Origin of the sequence: Enterobacter sp. 168J2, from assembly GCF_034107265.1 — a bacterium.
GTDB lineage: Bacteria > Pseudomonadota > Gammaproteobacteria > Enterobacterales > Enterobacteriaceae > Enterobacter > Enterobacter nematophilus.
Genome location: NZ_JAWNEB010000004.1, coordinates 267,362 through 283,447 on the forward strand (window position 1 = coordinate 267,362; position 16,086 = coordinate 283,447).

Annotated in this window: 15 protein-coding genes; 8 read left to right on the forward strand and 7 right to left on the reverse strand. The window is 57.2% G+C overall.

What is annotated here, in order from left to right; translation table 11 throughout:
* The first annotated feature begins 14 nt into the window (after positions 1–14).
* Complete coding sequence (gene mglC, locus USG84_RS13595) at positions 15–1,025, forward strand: galactose/methyl galactoside ABC transporter permease MglC (RefSeq protein ID WP_013097952.1); 1,011 nt, start codon at positions 15–17, stop codon at positions 1,023–1,025.
* A gap of 61 nt (positions 1,026–1,086) precedes the next feature.
* Here the strand turns inward: mglC and sanA are convergent, their stop codons facing one another.
* The 4 genes from sanA to USG84_RS13615 form a co-directional block, all read right to left on the reverse strand.
* On the reverse strand, positions 1,087–1,800 hold the full coding sequence (gene sanA, locus USG84_RS13600; RefSeq protein WP_253542804.1) for an outer membrane permeability protein SanA: 714 nt from the start codon (positions 1,798–1,800) through the stop codon (positions 1,087–1,089).
* Between the two features lie 126 nt (positions 1,801–1,926).
* Positions 1,927–2,811: a cytidine deaminase gene (cdd, locus tag USG84_RS13605; RefSeq protein WP_253542802.1), complete on the reverse strand. Its 885-nt coding sequence runs from the start codon at positions 2,809–2,811 to the stop codon at positions 1,927–1,929.
* Positions 2,812–2,940: 129 nt separating this feature from the next.
* Positions 2,941–3,636 (reverse strand): CidB/LrgB family autolysis modulator, encoded by a 696-nt coding sequence (locus USG84_RS13610; RefSeq protein WP_041909023.1) that lies wholly within the window; start codon positions 3,634–3,636, stop codon positions 2,941–2,943.
* Positions 3,633–4,028 carry a CidA/LrgA family protein gene (locus USG84_RS13615; RefSeq protein ID WP_049008205.1) on the reverse strand — a complete coding sequence of 132 codons (396 nt, stop codon included), beginning with the start codon at positions 4,026–4,028 and terminating at the stop codon, positions 3,633–3,635. Before USG84_RS13615 ends, USG84_RS13610 begins: the two co-directional genes overlap by 4 nt.
* A gap of 167 nt (positions 4,029–4,195) precedes the next feature.
* On the opposite strand from USG84_RS13615, the gene dusC reads away from it, so the two are divergent.
* The 3 genes from dusC (at position 4,196) to USG84_RS13630 (ending at position 7,515) form a co-directional block, all read left to right on the forward strand.
* Positions 4,196–5,128 (forward strand): tRNA dihydrouridine(16) synthase DusC, encoded by a 933-nt coding sequence (dusC, locus tag USG84_RS13620; RefSeq protein ID WP_253542800.1) that lies wholly within the window; start codon positions 4,196–4,198, stop codon positions 5,126–5,128.
* A gap of 153 nt (positions 5,129–5,281) precedes the next feature.
* Positions 5,282–6,700 carry a multidrug resistance outer membrane protein MdtQ gene (gene mdtQ / locus USG84_RS13625; protein ID WP_151413989.1) on the forward strand — a complete coding sequence of 473 codons (1,419 nt, stop codon included), beginning with the start codon at positions 5,282–5,284 and terminating at the stop codon, positions 6,698–6,700.
* A gap of 50 nt (positions 6,701–6,750) precedes the next feature.
* Positions 6,751–7,515, forward strand: a complete 765-nt coding sequence (locus tag USG84_RS13630; protein ID WP_080442002.1) for an SDR family oxidoreductase — start codon at positions 6,751–6,753, stop codon at positions 7,513–7,515.
* Between the two features lie 100 nt (positions 7,516–7,615).
* Here the strand turns inward: USG84_RS13630 and USG84_RS13635 are convergent, their stop codons facing one another.
* Positions 7,616–8,188: a DedA family protein gene (locus USG84_RS13635; RefSeq protein ID WP_151413990.1), complete on the reverse strand. Its 573-nt coding sequence runs from the start codon at positions 8,186–8,188 to the stop codon at positions 7,616–7,618.
* 157 nt (positions 8,189–8,345) lie between these two features.
* Between USG84_RS13635 and USG84_RS13640 the strand changes: the two genes are divergently transcribed.
* A complete protein-coding gene (locus tag USG84_RS13640; protein WP_061097628.1) occupies positions 8,346–8,933 on the forward strand; it encodes a Yip1 family protein in 588 nt (195 codons plus the stop codon).
* A 167-nt stretch (positions 8,934–9,100) separates the two neighbouring features.
* A complete protein-coding gene (gene pbpG, locus USG84_RS13645; protein WP_151413991.1) occupies positions 9,101–10,024 on the forward strand; it encodes a D-alanyl-D-alanine endopeptidase in 924 nt (307 codons plus the stop codon).
* Positions 10,025–10,109: 85 nt separating this feature from the next.
* On the opposite strand, the gene USG84_RS13650 is transcribed toward pbpG, so the two are convergent.
* Both USG84_RS13650 and dld read right to left on the reverse strand, forming a co-directional pair.
* Positions 10,110–10,664 (reverse strand): GNAT family N-acetyltransferase, encoded by a 555-nt coding sequence (locus tag USG84_RS13650; protein ID WP_061097630.1) that lies wholly within the window; start codon positions 10,662–10,664, stop codon positions 10,110–10,112.
* A 112-nt stretch (positions 10,665–10,776) separates the two neighbouring features.
* Positions 10,777–12,525 (reverse strand): D-lactate dehydrogenase, encoded by a 1,749-nt coding sequence (gene dld, locus USG84_RS13655; RefSeq protein ID WP_151413992.1) that lies wholly within the window; start codon positions 12,523–12,525, stop codon positions 10,777–10,779.
* A 189-nt stretch (positions 12,526–12,714) separates the two neighbouring features.
* Here dld and bglX point away from each other — a divergent pair, with 189 nt between their 5' ends.
* Positions 12,715–15,012: a beta-glucosidase BglX gene (bglX, locus tag USG84_RS13660; RefSeq protein WP_253542799.1), complete on the forward strand. Its 2,298-nt coding sequence runs from the start codon at positions 12,715–12,717 to the stop codon at positions 15,010–15,012.
* Positions 15,013–15,158: 146 nt separating this feature from the next.
* Positions 15,159–16,076: an ABC transporter substrate-binding protein gene (locus USG84_RS13665; protein ID WP_253542797.1), complete on the forward strand. Its 918-nt coding sequence runs from the start codon at positions 15,159–15,161 to the stop codon at positions 16,074–16,076.
* Positions 16,077–16,086: the final 10 nt, after the last annotated feature.

Below are 16,086 nucleotides of genomic sequence, written 5' to 3' on the forward strand. Positions count from 1 at the left end.
ATCAGGGGCTCCTCATGAGTGCGTTAAATAAAAAAAGTTTTCTCACTTACCTGAAAGAAGGCGGTATTTACGTTGTTCTTTTAGTCCTGCTGGCCATTATCATTTTCCAGGACCCTACGTTCTTAAGCCTGCTGAACCTGAGTAACATTCTGACCCAGTCCTCCGTGCGTATCATCATTGCGCTGGGCGTGGCGGGGCTTATCGTCACCCAGGGAACGGACCTTTCTGCCGGTCGTCAGGTCGGCCTGGCGGCGGTTATTGCGGCAACCCTGCTGCAGTCGATGGAAAACGCCAACAAGGTGTTCCCGGAAATGGCGACCATGCCGATTTTCGTGGTGATCCTGATTGTCTGCGCCATCGGGGCGGTGATTGGCCTGATCAACGGTATTATCATCGCTTACCTCAACGTGACGCCATTTATCACCACGCTGGGTACGATGATCATCGTTTACGGTATCAACTCCCTGTACTACGACTTTGTAGGCGCGTCGCCGATTTCGGGCTTTGACAGCGGCTTCTCCACCTTTACGCAAGGGTTTATCGCGCTGGGCAGCTTCCGCCTGTCGTACATCACCTTCTATGCGCTGATTGCGGTGGCCTTCGTCTGGATCCTGTGGAACAAAACGCGCTTCGGTAAAAATATCTTCGCTATCGGCGGTAACCCGGAAGCGGCGAAAGTGTCCGGGGTAAACGTTGCCCTGAACCTGCTGATGATTTACGCGCTGTCCGGTGTGTTCTACGCCTTCGGCGGGATGCTGGAGGCAGGCCGTATCGGCTCCGCAACCAACAACCTTGGCTTCATGTACGAGCTGGATGCGATTGCGGCCTGCGTGGTCGGCGGCGTCTCCTTCAGCGGCGGGGTGGGTACCGTGCTCGGCGTGGTCACCGGTGTGATCATCTTTACCGTCATCAACTACGGTTTGACCTACATCGGCGTGAACCCGTACTGGCAGTACATCATCAAGGGCGCGATTATTATCTTCGCGGTGGCCCTGGATTCACTGAAGTACGCGCGTAAGAAATAAGCGCAACAATGAAAAAACCCGCAGCGATGCGGGTTTTTTTATGCCTGCCTCCGCCGTGGGGTTATCGCTTTTTCTGCAACTCAAGCAGCTGCTCTGGCGTCACCGCCGGGTAACCCTGCGCGTTTTCCGGCACTTCATGCATCGCCGGGATCGGGACCAGAGGACCGAGGAAGCGCGGTTCACGTTTGAAAATGTAGAGATCTGCCAGGGCGCCAAAACGCGCACCAAACTCACGCACGCGCACGCTCAGCATATCTTTTGGGGACGGTACGGCGTAGCACTGCGCCTGAATGCCCATATGCAGCGCAATAAACAGCGCGCGCTCGCAGTGGAAGCGCTGGGTGATGATGATGAAGTCGTTGGTATCGAAGACTTTACGCGTGCGCACGATGGAGTCCAGGGTGCGGAAGCCCGCGTAGTCGAGCACGATGTCGGCCGGATCGACGCCTGCGGCAATCAAATCTTTCCGCATCGTCACCGGTTCGTTATAGCTTTGCAGGGCATTATCGCCGCTCAGCAGCAGGTAGTTCACCTTGCCGCTGTTGTAGGCGTTCAGCGCGCCCTGAATGCGGTAGCGGTAATACTGGTTGATCACCCCTGTGCGGTAATACTTGGCGGTGCCGAGCACCACGCCCACCTGGCGATAGGGCAGGTCCTGCAGGTCATCAAAGATGTAGGGGGCGGTTTTCCAGCTCATCCAGCGGTCGAGACCCAGCACGATAAACAGCAGTATGCCGACCAGGACAGACAGGCTGTAAAAAACGCGCTTTAACATGGAGATGGCTCGTTCGTGGATGAAATTTAACTCAGGCTACTTTACCCGCCTGGTTAGCGCAAGAAACAGCGACTCAACTGAGGGGTTTTTCAGCAACGTGGCGGACATTTCTGTCCGCCGGAAGGTTTACGCCAGCAGGACGCGGTCTATCGTCGTGCAGCCTAACGCCTTGAGCGTCGCGGCGGTGGCATCCCACTGAATCAGTGGCGCATCGGCTTTTTCTGCCAGAATGGCGCGCTGAATGTCCGGATAATCGTAGCCGTTCAGGCTCAGCAGGTTGAGCGCGCCCTGCAGCGGCGGCAGCGTTGGGTTAAACGCGGCGTTTTCCGCATAGCTGCCGGTAAAGATTCGGCCATCGCGGCACTGCAGCGCCACGCCGCTCGGCGATTTACTGTACGGCGTATGGCTCCTGTTCGCCGCATGAATGGCCGCCTGGCTCAGGTCATCGCCGGACGGGGCGAAACCGTGATCCTGCTCGTCCATCAGCAGCGTTTTGATCTCAAGATCTTTCGGGCCGAAGGCGTCCGGCAGGTAATCTCCCAGCGTATGCGGCGCGCGGCCCGGCAGGTTGATGCGCAGCTGCAGCCCGCTGTTCAGCTCGTTCATAAACTGGCGGCAGTGGCCGCAGGGAGTGTAGTTAACGGTAATAGCGCTCAGGGCTTTCTCTCCGCGCAGCCAGGCGTGGCTGATGGCGCTTTGCTCCGCGTGAACGGTCTGCTGCATGGTTGCGCCGAGGAACTCCATGTTCCCGCCGAAGTACCAGGTTCCGCTGACGCCGCGGGCAATGGCGCCGACGTTGAAGTGGGAAAGATCGGCCCGGGCGCAGGCGGCAGCCAGGGGCAGCAGTGCGAAAGCCAGCGCGTCTTCATCCAGCCCCGTTGCCTGTTTCAGCACCGTGACCTGCTCCGCCGTCAGCAGGGCGGGGAAATGTGCATCGGCCAGAACGGGAGCCAGGGCTGACTGCAAATTCTCTGCAAGCTGAGCGAAGGCAGCTTGAAAACGTGGGTGCATGGCGTTTGCCTCATAAAGGTTAATGGATCGGTAGTTTACGGAGCCGCCAGGGCTTTATATGTGATCCACTTCTCATTATGTATGCAACTTATGAAATCAAAATGAAATTTGCGCGACGCATCGCAAATTTTAGCCCATCACCGCCAGAATCAGCGGAAAAATGAACGGGGCGAGCAGGGAGGTGATAATCCCGCAGATCACCAGCGCCAGCGAGCTAAATGCCCCTTCCTGATAGTCCAGCTCCGCACAGCGGGCGGTACCCAGCGCGTGCGAGGCGGTGCCCATCGACAGCCCGCGCGCCGCTTTGGTGTGAATACGCATCCCGTTCAGCAGGGTGTGGCCAAACACCGCGCCGAGAATGCCGACGAAAATCACGCACATCGCGCTGATGGCCGGAATACCGCCGAGGCTGCCGCCTACCGCCATCGCGATAGGCGTGGTCACTGATTTAGGCAGGATAGAGGCGGCAATTTGCGGGGAGGCCCCCATCAGCAGCGCCACCGACGTGCCGGTGATCATCGCCACCAGGCTTCCCACAAAACAGATGGTAATGATGGACTTCCAGCGGGCGCGGATCTGGTGCAGCTGCTCATATAAAGGAAAGGCAAGCGCTACAACGGCAGGCTGCAGCAGGTCGTTTAAAATTTTGCTGCCCGCAAAATAGCGCTCATAAGGAATGCCGGTGAGCAGCAGGAAGGGAATAATCACCACCATCGCCACCAGCAGGGGGTTCAGCAAGGGCATTTTAAACCGTGCGGCAAGCTTGCGCGCGGCAAAGAATACCAGCAGGGTTAACGGCAGTGACCACCAGATATTAGCCATCATTTTTTTGTTTTCTCCCCGACCACTTTACGTTCGCCATGTACCAGATGAGAACTCCAGCTCACCACCAGGAAAACCACCAGCGTGCTGACCGCACAGGAAACGACAATCGGGCCGAACTGGGCCTTGAGCAAATCAAAATACTGCATGACTCCCACGCCGATAGGCACGAACAGCAGCGCCATGTAGCGGATAAGGACGAAGCAGCCAGGGTTGACCCACTTTGCAGGCAGAATTTGCAGCGCCAGTAAAACAAAGAGGATCAGCATACCGATAATGCTGCCGGGAATGGTGATAGGCAGCAGCGACGCGATGAAAATGCCGGCATACAGGCAGGCGTAAATCAGGACGAATGCGCGCAGATATTGCCAGATAATGTTCAATGATTTGCTCATGGTGAAAGTCCTTGATGAAACGCATTCATCATACAATTAAACCTGAAAATGTGCCATGGATCACATCATGAATTTTGAGCATACCAGACATTCCGGAATGGAACGTCGGGCTTTCCACACACAAACAGAGCAGATACTATAGCGCGTCTTTTTTCACAGGTACTGTTATGCGAGTTTTACTGGCCCCAATGGAAGGCGTGCTCGACTCTCTCGTGCGCGAGCTGCTTACCGAGGTGAACGATTACGATCTCTGCGTGACGGAGTTTTTGCGCGTGGTCGATATGCTGTTGCCGGTAAAATCCTTCTTCCGTCTGTGCCCCGAGCTGCACAACCAGAGCCGGACCCCCTCCGGCACGCTGGTACGAATTCAGCTGCTCGGCCAGTACCCTGAATGGCTGGCGGAAAACGCCGCCCGCGCGGTTGAGCTGGGCTCTTACGGGGTGGATCTCAACTGCGGCTGCCCGTCGAAGCTGGTGAACGGCAGCGGCGGCGGGGCGACGTTGCTGAAAGATCCTGAGCTGATTTACCGCGGCGCGAAAGCCATGCGTGAGGCCGTGCCCTCGCATTTGCCGGTGACGGTTAAGGTGCGCCTGGGGTGGGACAGCGACGCCCGACAGTTTGAAATTGGCGATGCGGTGCAGCAGGCCGGGGCCACCGAGCTGGTGGTGCATGGCCGCACTAAAGAAGACGGCTACAAAGCCGAGCGCATTAACTGGCGGGCGATTGGTGAGATCCGCAAACGACTCGCTATTCCGGTGATCGCCAACGGTGAAATCTGGGATTACGAGAGCGCGCAGGCGTGCCTGAAAGCCACCGGCTGCGATGCGGTGATGATCGGCCGCGGCGCGCTGAACGTGCCGAACCTCAGCCGTGTAGTGAAATATAACGAACCGCGGATGCCGTGGGCAGACGTTGTCACGCTGCTGCAAAAATACAGCCGTCTGGAAAAGCAGGGCGATACCGGTTTGTATCACGTCGCGCGAATTAAACAGTGGCTGAGCTATTTACGCAAAGAGTACAGCGAAGCGCTGGGGTTATTTCATGAGATCCGCACGCTGCAAACGTCGGCTGATATTGCGCGGGTTATACAGTCAAAATAATTAGTATTTATATTTAAATATAAATAATTCGCTCGGTGAATATTTTGCCGAGTATGTAAGTGTATGACAATTTGCGGATTGCCACGCGTTACTAAAAAATGGAATGCCATCAAGCGTAAGTTGCGCCTTTATTTTTTCTGAGTGCATGGCGTAATGAAACGTTTTCTTATTTTATCTCTGAGTGCTCCCCTTGTTTTTATGCTGGCTGCCTGCGCACCGGAACATTCCACGGTGTCGCCAATTCAAACGCAAACGACAGCCGCGTCCGTTAATACCCAACTTCGTCATGCGGACTGGCCGAAAAATGAATGGTGGAAAGAATATAACGACCCGCAGTTAAATTCGCTTATTGCCAAAGCCATAGCGGATGCTCCCGATATGCAAATTGCCCGGCAGCGCATTACGCTTGCCGAAGCGCAGGCCAGAGCCGCTATCGCAGCCGATGGCCCTCAAATGGATTTTTCTGCGGATGTTGAACGGCAAAAAATGTCGGCAGAGGGGCTGATGGGGCCATTTGCCCTCACCGACCCGGCGGCGGGCACCACCGGCCCATGGTATACCAACGGCACCTTTGGCCTGACGGCGGGCTGGGATCTCGATCTGTGGGGGAAAAATCGCGCCCGGATTGCAGCGCGTATCGGTAAAGTGAATGCGCAAAAAGCGGAGCTGAAGCAGACCCGCCAGCTGCTTTCAACCAGCGTTGCGCGCCTTTACTGGGCGTGGCAGACCCAGGCCGAAGCAGGGGATGTCCTTTCCCGGATTAAACAGGAACAGGAAAATATTATCGACGCCGATCGCGAACTGTATCAGCACGGTATCACCTCCTCGGTTGAGGGCGTCGAAACCGATATCCACGCCAGCAAGACTGATGAACAGCTGGCTGACGTAAAGGGCAAAATGAAGGCCATTGAAGCGCGTCTGGAGGCGCTGACCGGCACCCCGGCAACACATCTGACGCGCCACCCGTTGCCTGCAGCAGAAGCCTCGTTACCGTCAACGCTGGGATATGAACTGCTGGCTCGCCGACCGGATCTGCAGGAAGCGCACTGGTATATCGAAGCCTCCATGAGCGAGGTGGAGGCCGCCAGAGCGGCGTTCTATCCTGACGTGAACCTGATGGCGTTCTTACAGCAGGATGCCCTGCACCTGAGCGATCTGTTCCGCTCTTCAGCCCAGCAGATGGGCGTGACCGCCGGACTGACGCTGCCGATCTTCGACAGCGGCAGGCTGAACGCTAATCTGGATATCGCCCAGGCGCAGAATAACCTCTCGGTCGCGAACTACAACAAAGCGGTGGTGGAGGCGGTCAATCAGGTGGCGCGTACGGCAAGTGAAGTTGAAACCCTGACGGCAAAAAATCGTCACCAGCAGCAGGTCGAAAAAGACGCGGCGCGCGTGGTGGCGCTGGCGCAGGCGCGTTTTAGCGCAGGTATCATTGCGGGCTCGCGGGTCAGCGAAGCCAGAATCCCGGCGCTTGAAGAACATCTCGAAGGCGTGATGCTGAAAGGCCAGTATCTCGATGCCACGCTGCAGCTGACTTCAGCGCTGGGCGGCGGCTATCGTCATGGCTAAAAAGGGCCATTATCTATACTTACCTCTTTGTAGTTTTTCAGGAGGTGAGTATGACCAGAGTAGCGATTGTAACCGCATCGGATTCCGGGATTGGTAAAACCACGGCGCTGATGCTGGCAGAGCGCGGGTTTGATATTGGCGTCACCTGGCATTCGGATGAAAAAGGGGCGCTGGAAACCTGCCGTGAAGTTGAAGCGCGTGGGCAGCGCGCAGAGGCTATCCATCTTGATTTAAGCACGCTCCCGGACGGCGCTGAAGCTATTGAAACGCTGATTGCGCGCTTCGGCCGGCTGGACGTGCTGGTTAACAATGCCGGAGCGATGACCAAAGCGCCATTCCTTGAGATGGCGTTTGACGACTGGCGGAACATCTTTACCGTCGACGTGGACGGCGCGTTTCTCTGCTCGCAGATTGCGGCACGACAGATGGTGAAGCAGGGGGAAGGGGGGCGGATTGTGAACATCACTTCAGTGCATGAGCACACGCCGCTGCCTGATGCCAGCGCCTATACTGCGGCGAAACATGCGCTCGGCGGCTTAACCAAATCAATGGCGATGGAGCTGGTGAAGCACAAGATTCTGGTGAATGCCGTCGCGCCGGGGGCCATTGCCACGCCGATGAACGATATGGACGACAGCGAAGTGAAGGAAGGGTCAATGCCGGAAATCCCGCTGGCAAGGCCGGGCCACACCAAAGAAATCGCCAGCCTGGTGGCGTGGCTGTGTGACAGCGACGCCAGCTATACCACAGGGCAATCGTTTATCGTCGACGGGGGCTTTATGCTGGCGAACCCGCAGTTTAAGCCGGAGGGGTAAGTTTCCCCTCACCCCGGCCCTCTCCCCAGAGGGGAGAGGGTGTATCTAGTTCCCTCTCCCCTCTGGGGAGAGGAGTAGGGTGAGGGGTAGTAGACCGCACTCACTCTTCATCCCGCCTCTTTTCCCGTTGCCGCATCCACAGCCTGACCCCGATCACCGCCACAACCACCAGAATCAACCACGCCCAGTGCTTCAGGTGCTGGTCAAGATTATGCAGCCACGGGCCAATCACCTCGCCGCCCACGTAACCGAGCGTCGTGAAAATTAGCGCCCAGGCTATCGCGCCAAGAATATTCAGCGGCAGGAAAATTTTCGGAGGCAGTCGACTGGCACCAATCAGTATCGGCCCGATAATTCTAAAGCCGTACATAAAGCGGGTGCCAATCACGAACAGGTAAGGGTGACGCTGGATCAGGCGCTGCGCGCGGTTGATTTTCTTTTTGTGTTTAGCGAAACGCTTGAGCAGCGTCGGGCCAAAGCGCAGCCCCAGGAAGTAGAGCAACTGATCGCCAATCATGCCGCCTAGCGCGACCGCGGCGACGACCAGCGGAAACTTCAGTAAGCCCTGATGCGCGGCGACGCCGCCCAACAGCGTGATGGTTTCACCTTCCGCCACGCTGCCGATGACCAGCGCGGCATATCCATATTGTTCAATGAGTGCGTTAATATCCATTACGTAACGGTTATCTCCCTCTGCGTACCTCGTTTAATCATATACCTCATGAATCAACCGCGCGGCAATCAACGGAAATTTCCCACTGTACATAAAATAATCTAAAGCCTGCATTATACTTAAGGTATCGCTGACGGGCCGACAACAAGGGGGCGCTATGAACCATGTCTGGGGACTTTTCTCCCATCCCGATCGTGAAATGCATGTCATCAAAAGTGAGAACGAAACGGTCTCGCATCATTACACCCACCATGTGCTGCTGATGGCCGCGGTGCCGGTAATATGCGCGTTTATTGGCACAACACAAATCGGCTGGAACTTCGGCGACGGTACCGTGGTTCAGCTCTCCTGGTTTACCGGGCTTTATCTGGCCGTTCTCTTCTATGGCCTGATGCTGGCAGGGGTGGCGGTCATGGGGCGCGTCATTCACTGGATGGCGCGTAACTACCCACAGCGCCCATCGCTGGCACACTGTATGGTCTTTGCCGGATACGTCGCGACCCCGCTGTTCTTAAGCGGTATTGTTGCGCTCTATCCACTGGTCTGGCTGTGCGCGCTGATCGGTACTGTTGCGCTCTTTTACACCGGTTATCTGCTGTATCTGGGCGTTCCTACCTTCCTCAATATTAATAAAGAAGAGGGCCTGAGCTTCTCCGGATCCACGCTTGCCATCGGGGTGCTGGTACTGGAGGTGTTACTGGCACTGACGGTTATTCTTTGGGGTTATGGATACCGTCTCTTCTAAGCTCACTGCATTGCTGGCGTAAATGCCAGCAATGCAGCATCTGTTCACGATTATCCGCTGGCGACAAAGCACGGTGACCGCTATGATGCCGAAGCCAGCCTGTGTTTATCCGTTGACACAGGCGGTGTACGTCATTACGTGCGTGAATAATTATCAGAAGTCTCACCATGCTGAAATTTCGAGTCTCTTTACTTAGCCTGGCAATGCTGCTGGGCGCGTCCGCTGCCGTGCCAGCCGTCGCCAAAACGCCCGCGGTGACCACCGCTGCTGCCCAGCCGCAAATCGCGTCCGGCAGCGCGATGATTGTTGATCTCAACACCAATAAGGTGATTTACGCCAGCCACCCGGATCTGGTGCGCCCGATCGCTTCCATAACCAAATTAATGACCGCGATGGTGGTGCTTGATGCTCGCCTGCCGCTGGACGAAAAGCTGAGAGTGGATATCAGCCACACGCCGGAGATGAAAGGGATCTACTCTCGCGTGCGCCTGAACAGTGAAATCAGCCGTAAAAATATGCTGCTGCTGGCGCTGATGTCTTCCGAAAACCGCGCGGCGGCAAGCCTGGCGCACCACTACCCTGGCGGTTACGATGCCTTTATCCGCGCGATGAACGCCAAAGCCAAAGCGCTGGGGATGAGCAATACTCATTTTGTTGAACCGACGGGTCTGTCGATTAACAACGTCTCCACGGCTCGCGATCTGACGAAACTGCTGATTGCCAGCAAGCAGTACCCGCTGCTCGGCCAGCTCAGCACCACCCGTGAAGACATTGCGACATTCTCGAATCCGTCTTACACCCTGCCGTTCCGCAACACAAACCATCTGGTGTACCGTGAGAACTGGAATATTCAGTTAACCAAAACCGGGTTTACCAATGCGGCAGGCCACTGCCTGGTGATGCGCACCGTGTTTAACGGCAAGCCGGTGGCGCTGGTGGTGATGGATGCCTTCGGGAAATATACCCACTTCGCGGATGCGAGCCGCCTGCGGACCTGGATTGAGACCGGGAAAGTGCAGCCCGTTCCGGCTGCGGCATTGACCTATAAAAAGCAGAAAGCGGAGCAGATGGCGACGGCGCAGAACGATTAGGTAAAAGCAAAACGGTAACGCATGTTACCGTTTTTTATGTTTTCTCCCTCTCCCTGTGGGAGAGGGCCGGGGTGAGCAGCTGCGTTTATTCCGGCAGCGTCCAGTCCCCGTCGTTGAGCGGGCGCTGCATAATCACCGTATCCCGCCAGTCGCCTTTCTTATACCCCACGCTGCGAAGCTGACCGACAATCTCGAAGCCGTGCTTTTTATGCAGCCGTAACGAGCCGGCATTATTATTGCCATCTCCCACAACGGCAATCATCTGCCGCCACGGGCCCTGTTCGCAGCGTGCGATCAGCGCGCTTAGCAACGTTGAGCCAAAACCGCGTCCGGTGATGCTGGCATCGACGTAAATCGACTCTTCCAGAGTATAGCGATAGGCCTGACGCGGTCGGTAAGGGGTGGCGTAGCAGTAGCCCACGACGATGCCGCGATAGAGCGCGATTAGCCACGGTAAACCGTTCTCGGCCACGCTTTTCATGCGCTGACGCATTTCGTCGATGGTGGGAGGGACTTCTTCGAACGACGCGCGCCCGTGAAGCACATGCCAGGCATAGATGGCGGCGATGGCATGCACATCATCGGGAAGGGCGTCGCGCACTTCCAGTTCGGTTTCGGATAAAACATCAACAGCCGACATGACGCGCCTGCTCCTCGTTAGCGAATGCCGGAGAAACGTTTCTCCGGCGACAGACCGCTACTCTATTACGATTAAGGCGCGCTAAACAATCTCTCAAATTTGGCTGTAGGGTTTAATCAGACGCTTGCGTGATGGGCTGCTCCACGTCCGCACTTTCTTGCCAGTATTTCTTCCGCGTTGTTTTCCCTATGCCGGGGTTCATGCTGTTTGTAGGGTCATTCTCGCGATAAAACTTCTTAAGAGCGTCAGGAGCTTTATAAAGATGCCCGACGTTGTGTTCCGCAGGATATTGTGCGCCGCGCTCGCGCAGCAGGGCGAGCATCTGCTCCTTCAGTTCGTGAGCATCTACCCCTTTTTTGACGATGTAGTCCTGATGGAAGACGTAGCACATAAAGTGGCCGTAATAGAGCTTGTGCACCAGCTTGCTGTCGATTTCCGGCGGCAGGTGCTCAAACCATTCGGTGTCGTTGCGTCGCAGGGCGATATCCAGCGCCAGAATATCCTCCACCTCTTCGGAATGCACCGCCTGGTAACGGATAGCGGCACCCGCCGCGGCGAAGCGGTGCAGGAAGGCTTTGCTGCCTTCTTCCGGCGTGCAGGCAAAGAAATCACCCTCAGCCGTTTTGAAGAACTCTGTCAGCCAGCTCTGCGCTTCGGCGATTCCGTCCCCGGCCATTTTCAGCAGCAGGTGATGTTCGTACCTATCGCGCCAGGTTTTCATTCGCTCCGGCAGATGCGCCGGGAAAACGTTGCCCAGCTTCTGCATAAAGCGGTCGGTAAAGTGGGGCTTGAACAGCGATACTTTCTCCAGCATCGCGTCGGTGCGGCCCTTCATGGTGAAGAAGAACGGCATTTTGTCGGTGCCAAGCTTATCGATCATCAGGAAGGTGTCTTTCCCGTAGCGCTCCGCGATGTCGTAAATATCCCGATGCATGTACTCGCCCGCCACCGGCAGGTGGGTGAATGCGCCGAGAATATGGCGACGAATTTCGGTCAGAACCTCAGGCTGATTGGTGCCGATGTAAAATACCTGCTGCTTTTTCTCCGCCGGGAAGGTGTCGAGGCGCACCGCAAAAACGGCCAGCTTGCCCGCGCAGCCGGAAGATTCAAACAGGCGATCCGGGTCGGCGTTGTAGCGCGCCGGGGTATCGGCCTCGATATCGCGCACGCGGGTGATGTAATCATGGTCATGGGCGTGGCGACCGTCGTGCTGCACGTCTTCGTCCCGCACGCGGTCGTCGTCGAGCTTGCTGAGGATCTGTTCCGGCGTTACGCCCAGATCGATGCCCAGGTGGTTCACCAGCGTCAGCTTGCCGTTTTCGTCGATACGGGCAAACAGTGACATTTCGGTGTAGGCCGGGCCGCGCTGTACCAGCGAGCCGCCGGAGTTATTGCAGATCCCACCGACCACCGAGGCGCCAATGCAGGAGGAGCCGATCACCGAGTGCGGCTCGCGGCCCAGCGGCTTAAGCGCTTTTTCCAGCGAGTAGAGCGTGGTGCCCGGGAACGCGAGCACCTGCTCGCCTTTGTCCAGCAGGTGCAGCTTGTCGAGGCGCAGGGTACTGATAATCACGATATCGCGATCGTAATCGTTGCCGTTCGGCGTAGACCCTTCGGTCAGGCCGGTGTTGGCCGCCTGCATTAAAATAATCTTGTCGGCGGCAACGCAGGCGCTCAGCACGCGCCACAGCTCCAGCAGCGTGCCGGGGAAGACCACCGCCAGCGCGTCGCCCTGGCCGGAGCGGAAACCCTTACGGTAGCGGGCGGTTTTGGCCGGGTCGGTAAGCAGGTGAGAGGAGCCAACCAGGCGCGACAGTTCGTTAATAAAAGTATTGTTATCGTCAGTTCGAACAGAAGTCATCTTCCACTCCTTGTGGTGGGGCAAATTTCTCGCTGTAAAGCATAGCGCGATTAACTGTTCAGCGGTCGAGTATTCATGAGAAAAATCAGAGAATAACCCTGCAACGTTCAGAGGGTTTGTGGCACACTGCGCTTTTCGCACGGTCTGGCCGGGTGCTTCCCACGGTTATTGATGAGAGAGAATAACAACATGAAATGGCTATGTTCTGTAGGTGTCGCCGTCAGCCTGGCGCTGCAACCTGCGCTGGCAGAGGATTTGTTTGGTAATCACCCGCTCACGCCTGAAGCCCGCGACGCGTTCGTCACGGAGTTGCTTAAGAAGATGACGGTCGATGAAAAAATCGGCCAGCTGCGTCTGATCAGCGTCGGCCCGGATAACCCGAAAGAGGCCATCCGCGAGATGATCAAAGAGAACCAGGTGGGCGCAATTTTTAACACCGTCACCCGCCAGGATATCCGCGCCATGCAGGATCAGGTGATGGAACTCAGCCGCCTGAAAATCCCGCTGTTCTTCGCCTATGACGTGGTGCACGGCCAGCGTACCGTCTTCCCGATCAGCCTCGGCCTGGCCTCCTCGTTTAACCTCGACGCGGTGAAAACCGTCGGTCGCGTGTCGGCCTATGAAGCGGCGGACGACGGCCTGAACATGACCTGGGCGCCGATGGTGGACGTCTCGCGCGACCCGCGCTGGGGCCGCGCCTCGGAAGGCTTCGGTGAAGACACTTATTTAACGGCCACGATGGGCAAAACCATGGTGGAAGCGATGCAGGGCAAGAGCCCGGCGGACCGCTACTCGGTGATGACCAGCGTTAAGCACTTCGCGGCCTACGGTGCCGTTGAGGGCGGTAAAGAGTACAACACCGTCGACATGAGCCCGCAGCGCCTGTTCAACGACTACATGCCGCCGTACAAGGCAGGGCTGGACGCGGGCAGCGGCGCGGTGATGGTGGCGCTGAACTCGCTGAACGGCACGCCTGCGACCTCCGATTCCTGGCTACTGAAAGACGTCCTGCGTGACCAGTGGGGCTTTAAAGGCATCACCGTTTCCGACCACGGCGCGATTAAAGAGCTGATCAAACACGGCACCGCCTCCGACCCGGAAGACGCGGTGCGCGTGGCGCTCAAGTCCGGCATCAACATGAGCATGAGCGACGAGTACTACAGCAAATACCTGCCGGGGCTGGTGAAGAGCGGCAAGGTAACGATGGCGGAGCTGGACGATGCCGCGCGCCACGTGCTGAACGTGAAATATGACATGGGGCTGTTTAACGATCCGTACAGCCACCTGGGACCGAAAGACTCTGACCCGGCGGACACCAACGCCGAAAGCCGCCTGCACCGTAAAGAGGCGCGTGAAGTGGCGCGCGAAAGTCTGGTGCTGCTGAAGAACCGCCTCGACACGCTGCCGCTGAAAAAATCCGGCACCATTGCTGTAGTCGGCCCGCTGGCTGACAGCAAGCGCGACGTGATGGGGAGTTGGTCTGCTGCAGGCGTGGCCGATCAGTCCGTCACCGTCCTGACCGGCATCAAGAGCGCCGTCGGCGAAAATGCCAAAGTGGTGTACGCCAAAGGGGCGAACGTCACCGACGACAAAGACATCGTCACGTTCCTCAACCAGTACGAGGAAGCGGTGAAGGTCGATCCGCGCACGCCGAAGGAGATGATCGACGAAGCGGTCAACGCGGCGAAGCAGTCTGACGTCGTTGTCGCGGTCGTGGGGGAAGCGCAGGGCATGGCGCACGAAGCCTCCAGCCGTACCGACATCACCATCCCGCAGAGCCAGCGCGATCTGATCGCCGCCCTGAAAGCGACCGGCAAGCCGCTGGTGCTGGTGCTGATGAACGGTCGTCCGCTGGCGCTGGTGAAAGAGGACCAGCAGGCTGACGCCATTCTGGAAACCTGGTTCGCCGGTACCGAAGGCGGTAACGCCATCGCCGACGTATTGTTTGGTGATTACAACCCGTCTGGCAAGCTGCCGATGTCCTTCCCGCGCTCCGTCGGGCAGATCCCGGTTTACTATAGCCACCTGAACACCGGCCGCCCGTACAATGCCGACAAGCCGAACAAGTACACGTCTCGTTACTTCGACGAAGCTAACGGCCCTCTGTATCCGTTTGGTTACGGCCTGAGCTACACCACCTTCAAGGTCTCTGAGGTGAAAATGTCGGCGCCGAGCCTGAAGCGTGACGGCAAGGTCACCGCCAGCGTGGAGGTGACCAACACCGGCAAGCGCGAAGGGGCAACGGTGATTCAGATGTACGTGCAGGATGTTACTGCCTCGATGAGCCGTCCTGTGAAGCAGCTGCGCGGCTTTGAGAAGGTCAACCTTAAGCCTGGCGAAACCAAAACCATCAGCTTCCCGATTGACGTGGATGCGCTGAAGTTCTGGAACCAGCAGATGAAATATGATGCGGAACCGGGCAAGTTTAACGTCTTTATCGGGGTGGATTCCGCCCGCGTGAATAAAGGCGAGTTCGAGCTGCTGTAACCTTTCCCTCCTTTGCATCCCCCGTCCACCGGGGGATGCGTCTTACCTTATGCTAAAAAGGCATTTTGCCGGGTAAATCCGCCGTTTTAAGCTACGCTTTTCTCTCAAGCCTCTGAAAAAGGCAGCAAAAAAATGAGGATAGTGGAATGACGATTAAATCGGGGATGGTAGTTTCTGCGGCGCTATTCGCGGCGCTAAGCCTGCCGCTACAGGCGGCGGAGCCGGTAAAAGTGGGATCAAAGATCGATACCGAGGGCGCGCTGCTCGGGAACATTATTCTCCAGGTGCTGGAAAGCCACGGCGTGAAAACCGTCAATAAAGTTCAGCTGGGCACCACGCCCGTCGTGCGCGGCGCGATTACCTCCGGCGAGCTGGATATCTACCCGGAATACACCGGCAACGGCGCGTTCTTCTTTAAAGAAGAGAACGATCCGGCATGGAAAAACGCCAAAGCTGGCTATGAAAAAGTCAAAAAACTCGACGCGGAACAGAACAAGCTGGTCTGGCTGACACCGGCCCCGGCCAACAATACCTGGACGATCGCCGTGCGTAAGGACGTGGCGGAGAAAGGGAAGCTCACCTCGCTTGCGGATCTTAGCCGCTATCTGAAAGAGAAGGGTGACTTCAAGCTCGCGGCATCCGCGGAGTTTATCGAGCGCCCTGATGCGCTCCCGGCGTTCGAAAAAGCGTACGACTTCAAGCTCGACCAGGCGCAGCTGCTCTCGCTGGCGGGCGGAGATACGGCGGTCACCATCAAGGCGGCGGCGCAGCAAACTTCCGGCGTTAACGCGGCGATGGCCTACGGCACCGACGGCCCGGTCGCGGCGCTGGGCCTGCAAACCCTGACCGATCCCAAAGGCGTTCAGCCGATTTACGCTCCAACCCCGGTTGTGCGTGAGGCGGTTCTGAAAGCCTACCCGGATATTGCGCAATGGCTCAAGCCGGTCTTCGAAAAGCTGGATGAAAAAACGCTGCAACAGCTGAATGCCAGCATTGCCGTCGAGGGACTGGATGCCAAAAAAGTGGCCGCCGACTTCCTGAAACAACAAGGGCTTGTGAAGTAACGGGAAAGGG

Bases quoted from the DNA above. Each gene is read 5' to 3' on its own strand.
- mglC (WP_013097952.1), top strand. From the start codon at position 15: ATGAGTGCGTTAAATAAAAAAAGTTTTCTCACTTACCTGAAAGAAGGC.
- sanA (WP_253542804.1), bottom strand. From the start codon at position 1,800: ATGTTAAAGCGCGTTTTTTACAGCCTGTCTGTCCTGGTCGGCATACTG.
- cdd (WP_253542802.1), bottom strand. From the start codon at position 2,811: ATGCACCCACGTTTTCAAGCTGCCTTCGCTCAGCTTGCAGAGAATTTG.
- USG84_RS13610 (WP_041909023.1), bottom strand. From the start codon at position 3,636: ATGATGGCTAATATCTGGTGGTCACTGCCGTTAACCCTGCTGGTATTC.
- USG84_RS13615 (WP_049008205.1), bottom strand. From the start codon at position 4,028: ATGAGCAAATCATTGAACATTATCTGGCAATATCTGCGCGCATTCGTC.
- dusC (WP_253542800.1), top strand. From the start codon at position 4,196: ATGCGAGTTTTACTGGCCCCAATGGAAGGCGTGCTCGACTCTCTCGTG.
- mdtQ (WP_151413989.1), top strand. From the start codon at position 5,282: ATGAAACGTTTTCTTATTTTATCTCTGAGTGCTCCCCTTGTTTTTATG.
- USG84_RS13630 (WP_080442002.1), top strand. From the start codon at position 6,751: ATGACCAGAGTAGCGATTGTAACCGCATCGGATTCCGGGATTGGTAAA.
- USG84_RS13635 (WP_151413990.1), bottom strand. From the start codon at position 8,188: ATGGATATTAACGCACTCATTGAACAATATGGATATGCCGCGCTGGTC.
- USG84_RS13640 (WP_061097628.1), top strand. From the start codon at position 8,346: ATGAACCATGTCTGGGGACTTTTCTCCCATCCCGATCGTGAAATGCAT.
- pbpG (WP_151413991.1), top strand. From the start codon at position 9,101: ATGCTGAAATTTCGAGTCTCTTTACTTAGCCTGGCAATGCTGCTGGGC.
- USG84_RS13650 (WP_061097630.1), bottom strand. From the start codon at position 10,664: ATGTCGGCTGTTGATGTTTTATCCGAAACCGAACTGGAAGTGCGCGAC.
- dld (WP_151413992.1), bottom strand. From the start codon at position 12,525: ATGACTTCTGTTCGAACTGACGATAACAATACTTTTATTAACGAACTG.
- bglX (WP_253542799.1), top strand. From the start codon at position 12,715: ATGAAATGGCTATGTTCTGTAGGTGTCGCCGTCAGCCTGGCGCTGCAA.
- USG84_RS13665 (WP_253542797.1), top strand. From the start codon at position 15,159: ATGACGATTAAATCGGGGATGGTAGTTTCTGCGGCGCTATTCGCGGCG.